11 protein-coding genes are annotated in these 15,779 nt (G+C 42.1%); 9 read left to right on the top strand and 2 right to left on the bottom strand.

The window, feature by feature from the left end; translation table 11 throughout:
- Nucleotides 1-3 precede the first annotated feature (3 nt).
- From VAHSUH02_RS09165 to VAHSUH02_RS09135, 7 genes are all read left to right on the top strand, one after another.
- Complete coding sequence (locus VAHSUH02_RS09165) at nucleotides 4-2,685, top strand: ATPase (protein ID WP_038148742.1); 2,682 nt, start codon at nucleotides 4-6, stop codon at nucleotides 2,683-2,685.
- A 289-nt stretch (nucleotides 2,686-2,974) separates the two neighbouring features.
- Nucleotides 2,975-3,925 carry an aspartate carbamoyltransferase catalytic subunit gene (locus VAHSUH02_RS09160; protein ID WP_005383009.1) on the top strand — a complete coding sequence of 317 codons (951 nt, stop codon included), beginning with the start codon at nucleotides 2,975-2,977 and terminating at the stop codon, nucleotides 3,923-3,925.
- Nucleotides 3,909-5,195 carry a dihydroorotase gene (locus VAHSUH02_RS09155; RefSeq protein ID WP_005377927.1) on the top strand — a complete coding sequence of 429 codons (1,287 nt, stop codon included), beginning with the start codon at nucleotides 3,909-3,911 and terminating at the stop codon, nucleotides 5,193-5,195. Before VAHSUH02_RS09160 ends, VAHSUH02_RS09155 begins: the two co-directional genes overlap by 17 nt.
- Complete coding sequence (carA, locus tag VAHSUH02_RS09150; RefSeq protein WP_005383007.1) at nucleotides 5,195-6,262, top strand: glutamine-hydrolyzing carbamoyl-phosphate synthase small subunit; 1,068 nt, start codon at nucleotides 5,195-5,197, stop codon at nucleotides 6,260-6,262. Before VAHSUH02_RS09155 ends, carA begins: the two co-directional genes overlap by 1 nt.
- Nucleotide 6,263: 1 nt before the next feature.
- Nucleotides 6,264-9,464 (top strand): carbamoyl-phosphate synthase large subunit, encoded by a 3,201-nt coding sequence (gene carB, locus VAHSUH02_RS09145; protein WP_005377909.1) that lies wholly within the window; start codon nucleotides 6,264-6,266, stop codon nucleotides 9,462-9,464.
- A 4-nt stretch (nucleotides 9,465-9,468) separates the two neighbouring features.
- Nucleotides 9,469-10,236, top strand: coding sequence for a dihydroorotate dehydrogenase electron transfer subunit (locus VAHSUH02_RS09140; RefSeq protein ID WP_005377896.1), 768 nt, complete (start codon nucleotides 9,469-9,471; stop codon nucleotides 10,234-10,236).
- Nucleotides 10,236-11,186, top strand: a complete 951-nt coding sequence (locus tag VAHSUH02_RS09135) for a dihydroorotate dehydrogenase (RefSeq protein WP_005377911.1) — start codon at nucleotides 10,236-10,238, stop codon at nucleotides 11,184-11,186. Before VAHSUH02_RS09140 ends, VAHSUH02_RS09135 begins: the two co-directional genes overlap by 1 nt.
- A gap of 89 nt (nucleotides 11,187-11,275) precedes the next feature.
- On the opposite strand, the gene VAHSUH02_RS09130 is transcribed toward VAHSUH02_RS09135, so the two are convergent.
- Nucleotides 11,276-12,166 carry a LysR family transcriptional regulator gene (locus VAHSUH02_RS09130; protein ID WP_005377941.1) on the bottom strand — a complete coding sequence of 297 codons (891 nt, stop codon included), beginning with the start codon at nucleotides 12,164-12,166 and terminating at the stop codon, nucleotides 11,276-11,278.
- Nucleotides 12,167-12,356: 190 nt separating this feature from the next.
- Here VAHSUH02_RS09130 and VAHSUH02_RS09125 point away from each other — a divergent pair, with 190 nt between their 5' ends.
- On the top strand, nucleotides 12,357-12,545 hold the full coding sequence (locus VAHSUH02_RS09125; RefSeq protein WP_005377902.1) for a hypothetical protein: 189 nt from the start codon (nucleotides 12,357-12,359) through the stop codon (nucleotides 12,543-12,545).
- A 28-nt stretch (nucleotides 12,546-12,573) separates the two neighbouring features.
- Here VAHSUH02_RS09125 and VAHSUH02_RS09120 read toward each other — a convergent pair whose 3' ends face one another.
- Nucleotides 12,574-13,224 carry a YigZ family protein gene (locus VAHSUH02_RS09120; RefSeq protein ID WP_038148740.1) on the bottom strand — a complete coding sequence of 217 codons (651 nt, stop codon included), beginning with the start codon at nucleotides 13,222-13,224 and terminating at the stop codon, nucleotides 12,574-12,576.
- Between the two features lie 339 nt (nucleotides 13,225-13,563).
- On the opposite strand from VAHSUH02_RS09120, the gene VAHSUH02_RS09115 reads away from it, so the two are divergent.
- Nucleotides 13,564-15,738, top strand: coding sequence for a heavy metal translocating P-type ATPase (locus tag VAHSUH02_RS09115; protein WP_005383004.1), 2,175 nt, complete (start codon nucleotides 13,564-13,566; stop codon nucleotides 15,736-15,738).
- Nucleotides 15,739-15,779: the final 41 nt, after the last annotated feature.

Below are 15,779 nucleotides of genomic sequence, written 5' to 3'. Positions count from 1 at the left end.
ATTATGTTATTTAAGAAAACATATAAGCTAGCGACGATGTTAGCAGTTATGGGAGCATTAACAGGTCATGCAGCAAGCGATATTGATTTGAACTCCATAGGATATTTTTCGTTTACTCCATTACCAGCGGAATTACAAGCGCAGAAGGATACATTGCTATTATCTGATAGTCCTGAATATGTAGGTCCCGTAGGCGGCGTTTTAAGTGCCGGTAGCATTAATGGGAAAGGGCGTATCTATTTTTACCATGTAAATGAAATGGCTGAACCTCATAAGATTGCCATTATCTTGGAGAATACAGGTAATGAACCAAATGGCATTGCCGTGTTCCGTGAACTAAAATCCATCGCTACATCAGATTATTTTGCGGCGGGCCGTGATTTATCACGAAAGGAATTAGAGCAACCATTGACGGATAAACCATTGTATTCCTTTGTGATGCCTCCCAAAAGTCGTCAACTCGTATTTACCGATTTAGAACATTCCCCAATACCTAAAGATGCTTTATTTACAGGCATCGTAGATTTGCAAACAAGTGCTCCTGTATTTGCACGGGTTATGATGATTCCTATGAATCTGAACTCTATTGAGTCCTCGTATTGGGTGAATAATTTGCCTATAGACCATGTGCGATTGCGTGGTACTTTCACCGGTGCTGAGCGCGAAATGGCAGTAACAAAAGAATATAACACCACATTAGGTGGTGCCTATGTGGAACTGGGCAATGATAGAGAAGACCGTTTTGTAGAGGGCGTGGATGAGCTCGATAATAAAGCCTATGTTAAGGACGCAGGGAACTATGGTATTTCTTATACCGTTAAAATTCCTACAAGCGGCGAGGATCCTTTCCGCCTCTATTTCAATCCATTAGGCGGCGGTTATTCGGGTTCTTTTACTGTGAAAGCACAACGTCGTTGGCAGAAGGCACCTAGTGAAAGCATGACCTATCATATCGGTGGTGACGACGGACTGATGGCATTAGGTCATAATACTGTATTAGATTCTCGATACATGGGGAACTATTACGGTGGCGATACGTTGACCATCGATTTCATGCCGGCTGGTGCTTCGAATTTACCAGTTCGTTTTTTACTGATTCCAGAAGCGTTAGCAAACCCTCAATATGCGCGCGTATTGGCCACTAATGAAGCTGGTCAGCGTGCATTAGAAGCAGAGGCGCAAAAAGAAGCAGCCGAAGCAGCTAAGAAGGTGGCTATTGAAGAAAAATATGTAGCAGCGAAGACTCAAAAAGAAGAACAAGCTCATCAATTAGCAGAGGCAGCTAAATTAGCGGCTGAAAAGGCAGCTGCTGCTCATAAAGCAGCTCAAGATAGACAGGCTGAGCTTGATAAACGAGATGCAGAGGAACAAGCTAAACTCAAGGCAAAAGCCGATGCAGCTGCTGAACGAGCACGTGCTAAAGCGGAAGCTGATCGACAATTGGCTGAACAAAAAGCTAAGGCTGATGCCCAAAAAGCGGAAGCAGCACGCATTGCAGCAGAGCAAAAGGCGAAAGATGATGCGGCTAAGGCTGAAGTGGCTCGTATTGCAGCCGAACAAAAAGCCAAGGCTGATGCTCAAAAATCAGAGGCAGCACGCATCGCAGCCGAACAAGCAGCTCGTGAAAAAGCAGAACGTGAGCAAGCTGCTCGAGAAGCAGCCGAGCAAAAAGCTCGTGAATATGCAGCAAAATTAGAAGCACAACGTTTAGAAGCGCAGCGTAAGGCTGAAGAAGAACGCATTTTGGCTGAACAACGAGCTGAGGCTGCACGCATAGAGGCAGAACACAAAGCGGCAGAACAAGCGGCTAAAAACGAAGCAGAACGCCAAGAAGCGGCTAGAAAAGCAGAAGCGGCACGTCAAGAGGCGGCTCGTCAGGCCGAGGAAAAACGCAAGGTTGCAGAAGCCAAAGCAGAGGCTGATCGAATTGCAGCCGAAGCAAAACGCGCTGAAGAGGCTAGAAAAGCCGAAGAAGCTCGTCAGGAAGCATTGCGCAAGGCCGAAATGGCTCGACAAGAAGCTGCTCGTAAAGCTGAGGAAGAGCGCCTAGCAGCTATTGCAAAAGCTCAAGAAGAAGCGCATAAAGCCGAAGAACGTCGTATTGCAGAGGAAGCAAAACGGGCCGAAGAAGCGCGTAAAACCGAAGAAGCACGCCATGCCGAAGAGGCTCGTAAGGCAGAGGCTGCAAGAATTGCGGAAGCAGAACGTATTGCGGAAGCCGCTCGACAAGCTGAGGAAGCTCGCATCCGCGAAGAAAATCGCGCTGCAGAAGCGGCACGTAAAGCAGAGCGTGAACGGATTGCGAAGGAACAAGCAGAAGCGGCTAGAAAAGCCGAAGAAGCTCGCCAATTGGCAGAAAAACGGTACCGTGAATACGAAATTGCTCAAGAACAAGCCAAAGAGGCACGCCGTCGTGCTGATATTCAACGGGAAGCTCAGAAAAAAGCAGCTCAACGGGCTGAAGAAATCCGCTTAGCTGCACAACGACAAATTATCGCTAAGCGAAATGCAGAAATTGCACGTCAAAAATTAGCCGAAGAACGTGAAGCAGCGCGTATTGCAGCACAAGGTGGTAAACGTCGTAGCTTTGCCGAGTTAGATGATGTTAATACATCTGCCGATCAAGATGAAGATACTACACAAAATGCGGTATCTATTGATCAGTTGACAAGAAAACAACAGTAAACGAATCGGTGGATTTACATATTAAATCGGATGCCTGTTAAGGCATCCGATTTGTGTTTCTTCATGAGAATTACATTGACTTTCACAGGTAATTTCAGTACAATGAATAGAGATAAGTGCAATATACAGTACGAGATACTGTAGCATTACAAAATCCCTTTTAAATTGGTCCAGAGAGGCTAAAAAAGGACATATAGTTGAAGCGCCCTCAAGGGCTTCTTTGTGCAAACTATTCGACCTTTTGCCCTGGGGCAAGAGGTCTTTTTTGTTATACGGTTAGGAGGCAATCATGGGACAAGTGAGCTTGCATGGCAAACATTTGTTAGGGTTACAACATGCTACACCAGAAGAGATTAAATTGATTCTAGATGTAGCGAAAAAGATGAAGAAGGTTGTTTTGTCTGATGACAAAAAAATCCCTTATTTGAAAGGTAAGGCGATTATCAATCTATTCATGGAACCTAGTACACGTACGCGTAGTTCTTTTGAACTAGCAGGTAAATATTTAGGGGCAGATGTAATCAATATTACACCAAGTGGTTCCTCTATGGGTAAGGGTGAAAGCTTCCGCGATACATTATTAACATTGTCCTATATGGGGACGGATGCCATCGTAATGCGCAGCAGTGCAGAAGGGGCTCCTCTTTATGCAACAAAAGCCGTTGATCCTATCATTATCAATGCTGGCGATGGTGCCCATGAACATCCAACACAAGCATTGCTCGATATGTTCTCCATCATTGAACGCAAAGGTTCATTAGAAGGTAAAAAAGTCGTTATCGTAGGCGATATTATGCATAGCCGTGTAGCTCGCTCCGATGTTTACGGTCTTACTAAAATGGGGGCCGACGTTCACTTGGCAGGTCCTCGTACTATGCTCTATCCTGAGCTTGAAAAAATGGGTGTTACCATTCATCACGATGTGCGTAAAGCTGTAAAAGATGCAGACGTTGTCAATGTACTTCGTATTCAATTAGAACGCATTCACTCCGCTCTATATCCAACAAATCGCGAATATGCGCGTATCTTTGGTATTAATAAAGATGTATTAAGCCTAGCAAAAGATGATGTTATGGTTATGCATCCAGGCCCAATGAACCGTGGCCTTGAAATTTCCCCAGATGTAGCCTACTGGGATCAATCCGTAATTCAAGAACAAGTACGCAATGGTGTATCCGTTCGTATGGCTGTATTGTACTTAACAATTCATGGAGGTGACGGTAGTGAGCTTGCTTATTAAAAATGGTACGGTAGTCAATCCGGCAAAACAACAACATGAAGTAGCAGACGTTCTCGTGAAAGATGGTAAAATTGCAGCCATCGGTCAAAATTTAAGTGCAGATGGTGCTGAAGTATATGATGCAACAGGACTTATTGTAGCACCAGGTCTTATCGATATTCATACACATTTGCGCGAACCAGGCCAAGAAGCAAAAGAAGATTTCCATTCTGGTACACAAGCGGCAGCTGCTGGTGGTTTTACACGCGTCGTGACTATGGCGAATACAACACCAGTAGTAGATAATGCGGCTCTTGTACGAGGTTTGAAAAAACAAGCTGAACTTACTGGTGTCGTAAAAGTAGAATTCATCGGTGCTGTATCCAAGAACCTTGAAGGTAAAGAACTTGCTGAATTAGGCGATATGGCTGAGGCTGGTGTTGTAGCGTATTCTGATGATGGACACTATGTAGAAAGTGCTGCTTTCATGCGTCGTGCGTTGGAATATTCATCCATGTTCAATAAAATGGTTATCGACCATGCAGAAGATATTAGCTTGACTAAAAATGGTCATATGCATGAAGGTTTCGTATCTTATGAAATGGGCGTTATCGGTCGTCCAGCTGTAGCTGAAGATTTGGCCGTAGCTCGCGATATTTTACTAGCGGAAATGACAGGTGGTCATATCCATATCGCTCACGTAAGTAGTAAAAATACGGTGGATATGGTACGCCGTGCAAAGGCTAAAGGGGTTAATGTAACTTGTGAGGTAACAAGCCAACATCTATCCTTTACTGATGAATATTTGCGCGAATATAATCCGGCTTTCAAAATGGCACCGCCAATTCGTTCTGAAGATCATCGTCAAGCATTGCTAGAAGGTTTAAAAGATGGCACCATTGATGCTATTATCACTGACCATGCACCACATGCATTCGAAGAAAAAGACCACGAATTCTGCTGCGCTCCAAATGGTTTTAGCGGGCTTGAAACATCTTTGGCTGGCGTTATTACTAATGCCTATGGCCCAGATAAACTTAGTATCGACCAAGTGGTGTACTACATGAGTACACGTCCAGCTGAATTGATGCATCTAGATGCAGGTGTTTTGGAAGTTGGTAAACCAGCGGATATTACAGTATTCTCTACTACAGAACAATGGACTGTAGATAGAAATAAATTCTATACAAAAGGTAAAGTCAGCCCATTTGATGGCATGATTGTGACTGGTAAAGCAAAACTTACCGTTGTAGACGGTAACATCGTTATGAAGGAGGGCGTGGTCCTATAATGAAAGGCAAATTAGTTCTGGAAGATGGTTCCGTATTTGAAGGTTCCCTATTAGGCGGCGCTCCTACAGTGGGCGAAGTCGTGTTCAACACGGGCATGACTGGGTATCAAGAAATTTTGACTGACCCATCCTATGCGGATCAAATTATTACATTAACATATCCATTAGTTGGTAACTATGGCACATTAAATGCTATTACACAAGGTCCTAAACCATACTGTAAAGGCTTTATCGTAGGTGAACTATGTGATTTCCCATCCAATTGGCAAAATGAAGGTTTGTTCAGCGAATATTTACGTTTGCATGGCATTCCTTGCCTCTATGATGTAGATACGCGTGCTATTACGCGTACTATTCGTAACCATGGTGTTATGAAAGGCGTACTTGTGCGTGCTGATTATCCGATGGAAGATATTCAAAAATTATTTAAACAAGATTTGCCTACAGACCAAGTTATGCGCGTCACTACAAAATGGCAAGGCATGCGTGGCGATAAAAATGCAGAATTCCATGTAGCTGTAATGGATTATGGTGTAAAAGAAAATATTCTTCGATCCTTAGAGCTTGCTGGTTTCCGTTTAACTGTATTCCCAGCAGATTCTAAAGCAGAAGACGTACTCGCTGTTAATCCTGATGGCATTTTCTTGTCCAATGGCCCTGGAGATCCTCAAGATCTAGGTTATGCAGTAGAAGAAGTGAAGAAAATGTTTGGTAAGAAACCAATCTTTGGTATCTGCATGGGTCACCAAGTATTGGCACAAGCATACGGCGGCACTACATTCAAACTTAAATTTGGTCACCGTGGTTCTAACCACCCTGTACAAGATCTTCGTACAGGCCGTGTATATATTACATCTCAAAATCATGGCTTTGCTGTAGATGATTCTTCTTTGCCTGATTATATTGAAATCACACATCGCAGTGTGAATGATGGTACTGTAGAAGGTATGCGCCACAAAGAATTGCCAATCTTCTCCGTACAATACCATCCAGAAGCGTCCCCTGGACCTACTGATAACCTATATTTGTTTGATGAATTTGAAGATATGATGAGAAAGGGAAAATAATATGACCACAGAAGCAAAAAAAGTACTCGTAATTGGTTCTGGTCCAATTATTATCGGCCAAGCAGCAGAATTCGACTATGCTGGTACACAAGCGTGCCGTTCCCTTCGTGAAGAAGGCTATAAGGTAGTATTGGTTAACTCTAACCCTGCAACAATCATGACAGATACAGATATTGCAGACCGTGTATATGTAGAACCTATTAGCCTTGAATTCGTAACGGAAGTTATTAAAAAAGAACGCCCTTGGGGCTTATTGGCAACATTGGGTGGCCAAGTAGGTCTAAATATGGCCGTTCAATTATCAGAAGCAGGTGTACTCGAAGAGTATGGCGTTAAGTTGCTTGGTACGACATTAGAAGCTATTAAACATGCAGAAGACCGCGAACTATTCAAGGAAGCGATGAAGGAAATCAATCAACCAGTTCCTGAATCCGACATCTTCAATGACCTTGAAGAAGCCGTAGCCTTTGCAAATCGCATCGGCTATCCTATCATCATCCGTCCTGCTTATACATTGGGCGGTACTGGTGGCGGTATTGCGCATAACGAAGATGAAATGTATGAAATCACACGCCGTGGTTTGAAACTTTCACCAATTCACCAAATCTTGGCGGAACGTTCCGTTGCAGGTTGGAAAGAAATCGAATACGAAGTCATGCGCGATAGTGCAGACAACTGTATCATCGTATGTAACATGGAAAATATTGACCCTGTAGGTGTACATACAGGTGACTCCATCGTTGTGGCACCAAGCCAAACATTGAACGATATTCAATACCAAATGCTTCGTACCGCATCTGTTGACATCATTCGCTATTTGAAGATCGAAGGTGGTTGTAACGTACAATACGCTTTGAATCCAGATAGTAACGAATATATTGTTATCGAAGTAAACCCTCGTGTATCTCGTTCCTCTGCATTGGCATCTAAAGCAACTGGGTATCCAATCGCGAAGGTGGCTGCAAAAATTGCAGTAGGCATGACGTTGGATCAAATTACTAATGCTGTAACAGGTGAAACAAAAGCGTGCTTCGAACCAACACTTGACTATGTGGTAACTAAATTCCCTCGTTGGCCATTTGAAAAATTCAATTTGGCGGATCGTACATTGGGCACTCAAATGAAGGCTACAGGCGAAGTTATGGCTATTGACCGTACTTTGGAAGGTTCTTTATTGAAAGCTATCCGCTCCTTGGAAATCGGTTTAGACCATATTGAGCTTAAGAAAATTGCTCATGAGTCCATTGAACAATTGATTGAACGGTTACATTTAGTAGATGATGAACGTATCTACGTTGTGGCTGAAGCACTTCGCAAGGGGATTAGTGTAGAAAAAATCCACTACATTACTAAAATCGATACATTCTTCATTGAAAAAATCAAGAATATCGTCAATGTAGAAAAAATGTTAACTGAACATGGTTTGACTCAAGATGTATTGCGTCTAGCTAAACGTTATTCCTTCCCTGATACTGTTATTGCGCGCTATGCGAATACAACAGCAGAAGACGTAAAGGCGAAACGCAAAGAATGGAATATTCTTCCAACCTATAAATATGTAGATACATGTGCTGCAGAATTCGAATCTAAAACACCATACTACTATAGTGCTTATGCACAAGAAGACGAAGTTAAACCACTAGGTGAAAAATCCGTTGTAGTACTTGGTTCCGGTCCAATTCGTATCGGTCAAGGTGTAGAGTTTGACTACTGCTCTGTGCATTCCTCTTGGGCACTTCGCAAAGCGGGTTACCAATCCATTATGATCAATAATAACCCAGAAACAGTGTCTACAGACTTCGATATTTCTGATTCCTTGTACTTCGAACCATTAACAGTGGACGATGTTATGGAAATCATTGATAAAGAAAAACCAGCTGGCGTTATTGCTCAATTTGGTGGTCAAACAGCTATTAACTTGGCGGGCCCATTGGCTAAACGCGGTGTAAAAATTCTCGGTACATCCGTAGATAGTATCGACATGGCAGAAGACCGTGAACGTTTTGATGAATTATTGGCAAAACTTGGTATTCCTCGTCCAGTAGGTGCTCTTGTTACATCTGATGAAGAAGCGCAAGCAGCTGCTAAGAACTTAAAATATCCATTGATCGTTCGTCCTTCTTATGTATTGGGTGGTCGTGCGATGGAAATCGTATATAATGATAAAGAACTTGATGTATATATGAAGGAAGCCGTAGTAGCATCCAAAGAACATCCAGTTCTTATCGACCGTTACATGGTTGGTATGGAGGTAGAGGTTGATGCTATTTCCGACGGTACCGATGTATGTATCCCTGGCATCATGGAACAAATCGAACGCGCCGGTGTTCACTCCGGTGACTCCATGGCAGTTTATCCAGCACAACATTTGAGCCAAGAAATTATCGATCAAATCGTAGATTATACACGTCGTATTGCAATTGGCCTTAATGTTAAGGGCGTTCTTAATATTCAATATATCGTGGCTGACGGCGAACTTAATGTAATTGAAGTTAACCCTCGTTCTAGCCGTACTGTACCATTTATTTCTAAGGTTACAGGTATTAATATGGTAGAATGTGCAACTCGAATTGCTCTTGGTGAAAGCTTAAAAGATTTAGGCTTGCCACTTGGTCTTGTACCTAACAAACCATATGTAGCTGTAAAAGCACCGGTATTCTCCTTCTCCAAAATGGGCCTTGTAGAAATCGCTCTTGGACCTGAAATGAAATCTACTGGTGAAGTTATGGGGATTGGTCGTACCTATTCTGAAGCATTGTTTAAAGCTATTAATGGTGCAAACATGCGTATTCCAGAAGATGGTACAATCCTTATGACCGTAGCAGATCGCGATAAAGCAGAAGCTTGTGAACTTGCAAAAGGTTTCATCGACCTTGGCTATCACATCGAAGCGACTGGTGGTACAGGCAAATACTTCATCGAACATGGTGTTAATTGCAAGGTCGTTAATAAAATCCATGAAGGCGAAGACAACTGTGCTGACCACATTCGCCAAGATAAGGTGGATCTCGTACTTAATACATTGACAGCTGGTAAACGGCCTGAACGTGAAGGTTTCCAATTGCGCCGTCTCGCTGTAGAAATGGGTACACCATGCTTAACAAGTCTTGATACAGCTCGTGAAGTATTGCGCGTTGTAGCAAACCGTAAAGATGACGCTAACTACAATGTAGAAGCATTACAAGATTTTGAATTGGAGTAATACCATGAGTGGATATGTAGAACAGGGCGAAGTCGTTCGCAATGAGCAAATAGGCTCTGATGTGTGGATTATGGATATTCACGCACCAAAACAAGCAGCAGAAGCAAAGGTAGGGCAGTTTTGTAATGTTCGCGTAGCGGACTCTACGGCGCCATTATTGCGTCGCCCTATTAGCTATGCTGGATTTGATGCACAAAAGGGTACCATTACCCTTTTGTACCGTGTCGTAGGTAAGGGGACGGATATTATGACTCGCCTCGTGCCTGGTGATACATTAGATTGTTTAGGCCCGTTGGGCGAACCATTTGTAACATCTGAGAATATGCTTCTCGTTGGCGGTGGCGTTGGTATTGCACCGATGCTTTGTATTGCGTCCCATTTACAAGATGGCGAGTCTGCACACGTTATCTTGGGCTTTAGAAATGAAAGCGAAACCTTCTGGGCTGATTTGTTCAAGGATACAGCTGTACAGGTTCATATCACAACAGATGATGGCAGTGTAGGAACAAAGGGGTTCCCAACAGCTATTATGCCTGAACTAATTAATTCTAATACATTCACTTCCGTTATGACTTGTGGCCCTACACCGATGATGAAAGGTGTGGCTCAAGTGGCTAAAGAGCTCAATGTACCTTGCCAAGTGTCCTTAGAAGAACGGATGGGCTGTGGTACAGGTGGTTGTTTAGGCTGTGCTTGTGATGGCGTAGGTGGTAAGCGCTATAAGGTTTGTAAAGATGGTCCTGTATTCCCAGCTGAGGAGGTGTTCTTTTAATGAGTGAACGCGATTTAAATAACACCGTTACACCAAATCCAAAACTCGCCATTGATTATTGTGGTATTAAGATGAAAAATCCTATTATCGCTGCATCTGGTACCTTTGGAAATGGTCCTGAATACGCTGGTTATCTAGACCTTAGTAATGAGGTGGGGGCTATCTCTGTGAAAGGATTAACGCCTAAAGGTCGTCATGGTAATCCTGGCCCTCGTATTGCAGAGACGCCATCTGGTGTATTGAACTGCATTGGCCTTGAGAATCCAGGGGCAGAGCATTTTGTAACGGATATTTTGCCAGAACTTAAGAAATATGATGTACCGTTACTAGCTAATATGTCTGCTGGTACAGTAGAGGAATTTGCTTGGATGGCAGAAACACTATCGGTGGATGGTATTGCAGGCCTTGAAGTCAATGTATCATGTCCAAATGTAGAGTGTGAAGGCATGGCATTTGGCGTAGACCCAAAGGTTGTTGAACAAGTAACTAAAGCGGTTCGTAAAGTAACTGATAAGCCGGTTATTGTAAAACTTTCACCAAATGTAACAGATATCGTGGAAATTGCAAAGGCTGTAGAAGCCGGTGGTGGTAATGGGGTCAGCCTCATTAATACATTGTTAGGCATGGCTATTGATATTCACCGTCGCAAACCATTGTTAGGTAATATTTATGGTGGTCTATCTGGTCCAGCAGTAAAACCTGTGGCGCTTCGCATGGTTCATCAAGTCTATAAAGGGGTTACTATTCCTATTATTGGCCTTGGTGGTATTATGAGTGGCACTGATGCTATCGAATTTATGATGGCTGGTGCTCAGGCCGTACAAGTTGGTACCGCTACGATGGTTGATCCAACCGCTATTTCTCGTATTGCTCGTGAAATGGGCGATTATGTGGAACGATATAATCTAAACAGTATTACTGATATTATTGGTGCCGTACATCAATCATAGTCGAGCTATAACAAAAGCAGGAATTGGCGATGCCAGTTCCTGCTTTTTTGTGTATATGTAATTATTTCGTATCAATATTGGTAAATGTATTATACGTAGGCTTTATAGAAATCTATAAATTGTTGTGCCACCGGTGAAAGGGCATGACCTTTTAAGGTTATGAATGCTTTTTTGTAGTCACCGGAAAATTCAGGTAATTTAATGCGTGACATTTTGCGGTGATTTACCATTTCTTTGGCATCCATTGGGACCAGCGCTACCGTACGACCGGATGATGCCCATTCAATAGCCGATGTTTTTGTAGTCGTAATAGCGCTCACATTTAGATGTTCCATATCTGTTAAGGATGATTGCATAATCATTCTTACGGACCCACCAGATAAGGAGAGAGGGCATTGTCTGATATCATCCCAGGTGATGGTATCGTGTTCACGATCAGTCCAAAACACATCGCGTCTAAACAATGCGTATAGATGTTCCTCTTGGGTTAAGAGAATATCAAATTTTTCAGTATCTACCATTTGGATATTAGCAATTCCAATTTCTGCACTGCCACTGATGAGCTGTTTTACGACATTGGTCATGAGTCCTTCGTAAATCTCAAAGTGTACAGATGGATATTTCATGGAGAATGCCGGCAAATATTGTTGTACGATGGGGGTGGAACGGGATGCGGAGGTAGCGATGCGCAGCGTACCTTCGATACGTGAATTTAACTGTTGTACTGCATTATACGTGGATTCTTCAATAGAACATAATTGCTGTGCTTTTTCATAAAAAATTTTACCTGCATCGGTAAGTTGTAAATTGGAACCTCGTTGACCTCGTTTAATATTGATGAGTTGAGCTCCAAATTCTGCCTCTAAATACTTTAACTGCTTACTCAAAGCCGGTTGTGTAATGTGGAGAATTTCTGCAGCTTGTGTCATGTTTCCTGTTTGAACAAGGGTTATAAAATTGTGATAATACGATGTGTCCATAAAATCCCCCTTTAATACACAAATCATAATAATTAAAATTTATAACTAATAAAGGAATAGTTATTTTACCTTTTAAGAAATGTCATATATACTATACACATCAAGAGAATAAAAGCACATAAAAAGTTGTTTTAATAATCTCATCAATATTTTTGATATAGTTGCATTGACTAGGAAAGTGAGTACTACTATGGGCGTAGTAAAAAGAACATTAAGTAAAGCAATTCGTAATTGGGAAGCACGTAGATTAATGACAGCACATAATGCTGGTGTTAGTCGTAAAAAACAATTAGAACGCGTATGGCCACATCCATTGACAACGGAAAAACGTCATGAAATGAACCAAGGCATTACTGGTTTAGTTCATAATGGCAACTAATTAGTTAGTGTACGAATTGATTGAACACTTAATCTAGTGGTAATACCACTTCGATAGCATCTAATACATTACAAGTAGTAGCTCCATGACTCATGTCTTGGAGCTCTTTTTGTATCCGTTCTATATCGATAGGTGGTACTAAAATCGTAAGATCTATTTTTTGTCCAAAGGTAGCCTCATAATGTAGTTGGGCATCTTGTAGATAGCGTTCTATTGTGCCATATAGTGCATAGTCAATAATCGCTTGTAATTGTGTTCTTGTGGTATGCAATTCCTTTGGTGCAAGACGCAATGTTTCAGCAACGGAGTGGGAGTATGCTCGGATTAATCCACCAGCCCCTAGTTTTATACCGCCAAAGTAGCGCGTTACCACGACGGCTACATTTGTAATACCTGTCTTTTTCAAGACTTCTAGCATAGGCTTACCCGCTGTGCCCGATGGTTCACCATTATCGGACGAGCGTTGTTGTTCTTGCTTTGGTCCTAATGCGAAGGCCGTACAATTATGCCGAGCATCCCAAAACTCTTTATTGATACGGGCGATAAAAGATTGCGCATCTTCTTCGGTACTACATGGATATACGGTAGTGATAAATCTGGATTTCTCCACTACATATTCATGGCGGAATTCTTTGGCAATGGATATGAATTCCACAGTAGGGCTAGTTGTATCTGGCATTTCCTCACCTCCATTCTTATTTCTACCACTATAGTATTTATTCATCATCATCACTTTATTATAAGCTATTTATAAAGGTAATGTATAGATTATGAGCGATAATGTTTAATAATATATATATTTATTTACACAATATATAGCGATACAATCGTAATTATTAATTCCCTTACAGAAAAGGAATAACCCTCTAGTTTTAGTAGGATATTGACGAATGGAGAATCTATGTTATTATAAATAGTAGATATATGAGTATTAGTTCATGTGATAAATATTACAAATATACTGTATTTATCATATTTTATGAATCTCTGATTTGAATTGTATCGAAGGAAGTTATATATGAGTACAAAAAAACAAGAGTTTGACATTACGGGCATGCATTGTGCAGCCTGTGTAAAACGTGTTGAAAACGTCGTATCCAAGGTGGATGGCGTAGCTTCTGTAAAGGTTAACCTACTAACCCGTAAGGGGAGTGTAGAGTTTAAGGATGGCGCTACCGTAGAACCACAACAAATTATCGATGCCATAACGAATATTGGTTTTGGTGCTACTGAAGCGGATGAAACGAAACAAGAAATAGAAAAGGTTAATTTAAAACCACATATTACACGCCTTATTATTGCGGCTTGTATGGCGGTGCCGATGATGATCAACATGACCTTGCATCGTTTTGGTATTCAAGCGTTGCCAGTATGGGTCGAATTTGTATTAGCCACCATTGCTCAATTTGGCCCGGGTCTCATGTTCTATAAGAGTGCATGGAGTGCCGTAAAGAATGGAGCTCTTACGATGGATGTCCTCGTTGTTATGGGTACGACTGTGGCATATCTATTTAGTATTTATAACTGGCAGTTCCATCCAGAACTTGGTCCTCATGGTATTTACTTTGAAACCTCTGCATGGCTTATCACATTTATTCTTCTAGGTAAATTGTTAGAAGAGGTAGCCAAGGGGCGTACGTCTGAAGCGCTTCAAAAACTAATTGCTTTGCAACCGGCAACGGCTCATGTATTGCGCGATGGTGAATTTGTAGATATTCCTACCTCTAAGGTTGTGGCTGGCGATGTTTTACAAGTGCGCGCTGGTGAAAAGATTCCTGTAGACGGTACTATTACAGAAGGTTACTCTACCGTTGATGAAGCTATGCTTACAGGTGAAAGCTTACCTGTAGAAAAACAAGTGGGCTCTGAGGTTATTGGGGCGACTATCAATTTAAGTGGTGCTTTCACAATGGAAGCAAAGCGCATTGGTAGCGACACGATGTTATCTCAAATCATCAAGGTCGTAGAGGAAGCGCAAACATCTAAAGCAAGCATTCAACGTATTGCGGATATTGTGGCTCAATACTTTGTACCAACTGTTATTGGTCTAGCTGTACTAACTGGTCTCGTTTGGTACTTTATTGTAGGCGATTCTATCAATGTAGCCCTTATTAATGCGACCGCTGTTCTAGTAATCGCTTGTCCATGTGCGCTTGGCCTTGCTACACCGACATCCATCATGGTAGGTTCTGGCCTTGGCGCAGAACATGGTGTTCTCATCAAGAGTGCGGAATATCTTGAAAAAGCTGGTAAACTCGATGCTATCGTTATGGATAAAACAGGCACCCTTACACAAGGCGTGCTCGATGTAACGGCTTTCAAAAACTATAGTGGTGATGAAAGTGTGAACATGTCCATCATGATGGCCCTTGAAAGCGGCACATCGCATCCGATTGCTAAGGCTATGGTTTATTATGGTGAAGATCATGGCTACAAGGGGAAGGCTGTTGAACTTGAAAGCTTTGGCGATGTGCCTGGTAAAGGTTTGCAAGGTGCTTACCAAGGTGTATCTGTACAACTTGGTCATAGCCGTTGGATGAGTGAACTCGGTTATGATTTATCTAAGGTGCAAGATGATATTCAACATTTTGAAGAACAAGGTGCTTCCGTATCTGTTCTCGCTGTAGATGGTGTCATCAGTGCATTGTGGGCTGTAGAAGATGAATTACGTCCTGAAACTATTGAGGTTGTAAAAGAATTACAGTCTCAAGGTATCGATGTGTGGATGCTTACCGGTGATAATCGCCGTACAGCTCAATATATTGCAAAACAAGCAGGCATTACTCATGTAATTGCTGAAGTGTTGCCTCAAGATAAAGCTAGCAAGGTAAAAGAATTGCAAGATAAAGGCCTTGTAGTTGGTATGGTTGGCGATGGTATCAACGATGCACCAGCTCTTGTAACTGCAGATATCGGCTTTGCTATCGGCAGTGGTACAGATATTGCCGTAGAAGCAGCAGATATCGTTCTTGTAAGAAATGATTTACACACATTAGTACAAGCAGTACGCCTCAGTCGTAAGACGATGACTAATATTAAACAAAATCTATTCTGGGCATTGATCTTTAACTGCATTGGTATTCCTTTGGCTGCTGTAGGTGCCTTGAATCCTATGATTGCAGGTACTGCGATGGCATTCAGTTCCGTTACAGTTGTGGGTAACTCCCTTCGCTTGAAACGCGCTAAGATTTAAACGGCAAATAAGTTATAATATTTATAAAGCACCTATGCAGT

Origin of the sequence: Veillonella atypica KON (genome assembly GCF_002959915.1) — a bacterium.
In the GTDB taxonomy this organism is placed as follows: Bacteria; Bacillota; Negativicutes; order Veillonellales; family Veillonellaceae; genus Veillonella; species Veillonella atypica.
Note: the sequence above shows the minus strand (reverse complement) of the source record. Positions and strands in the feature narration are given on the sequence as shown.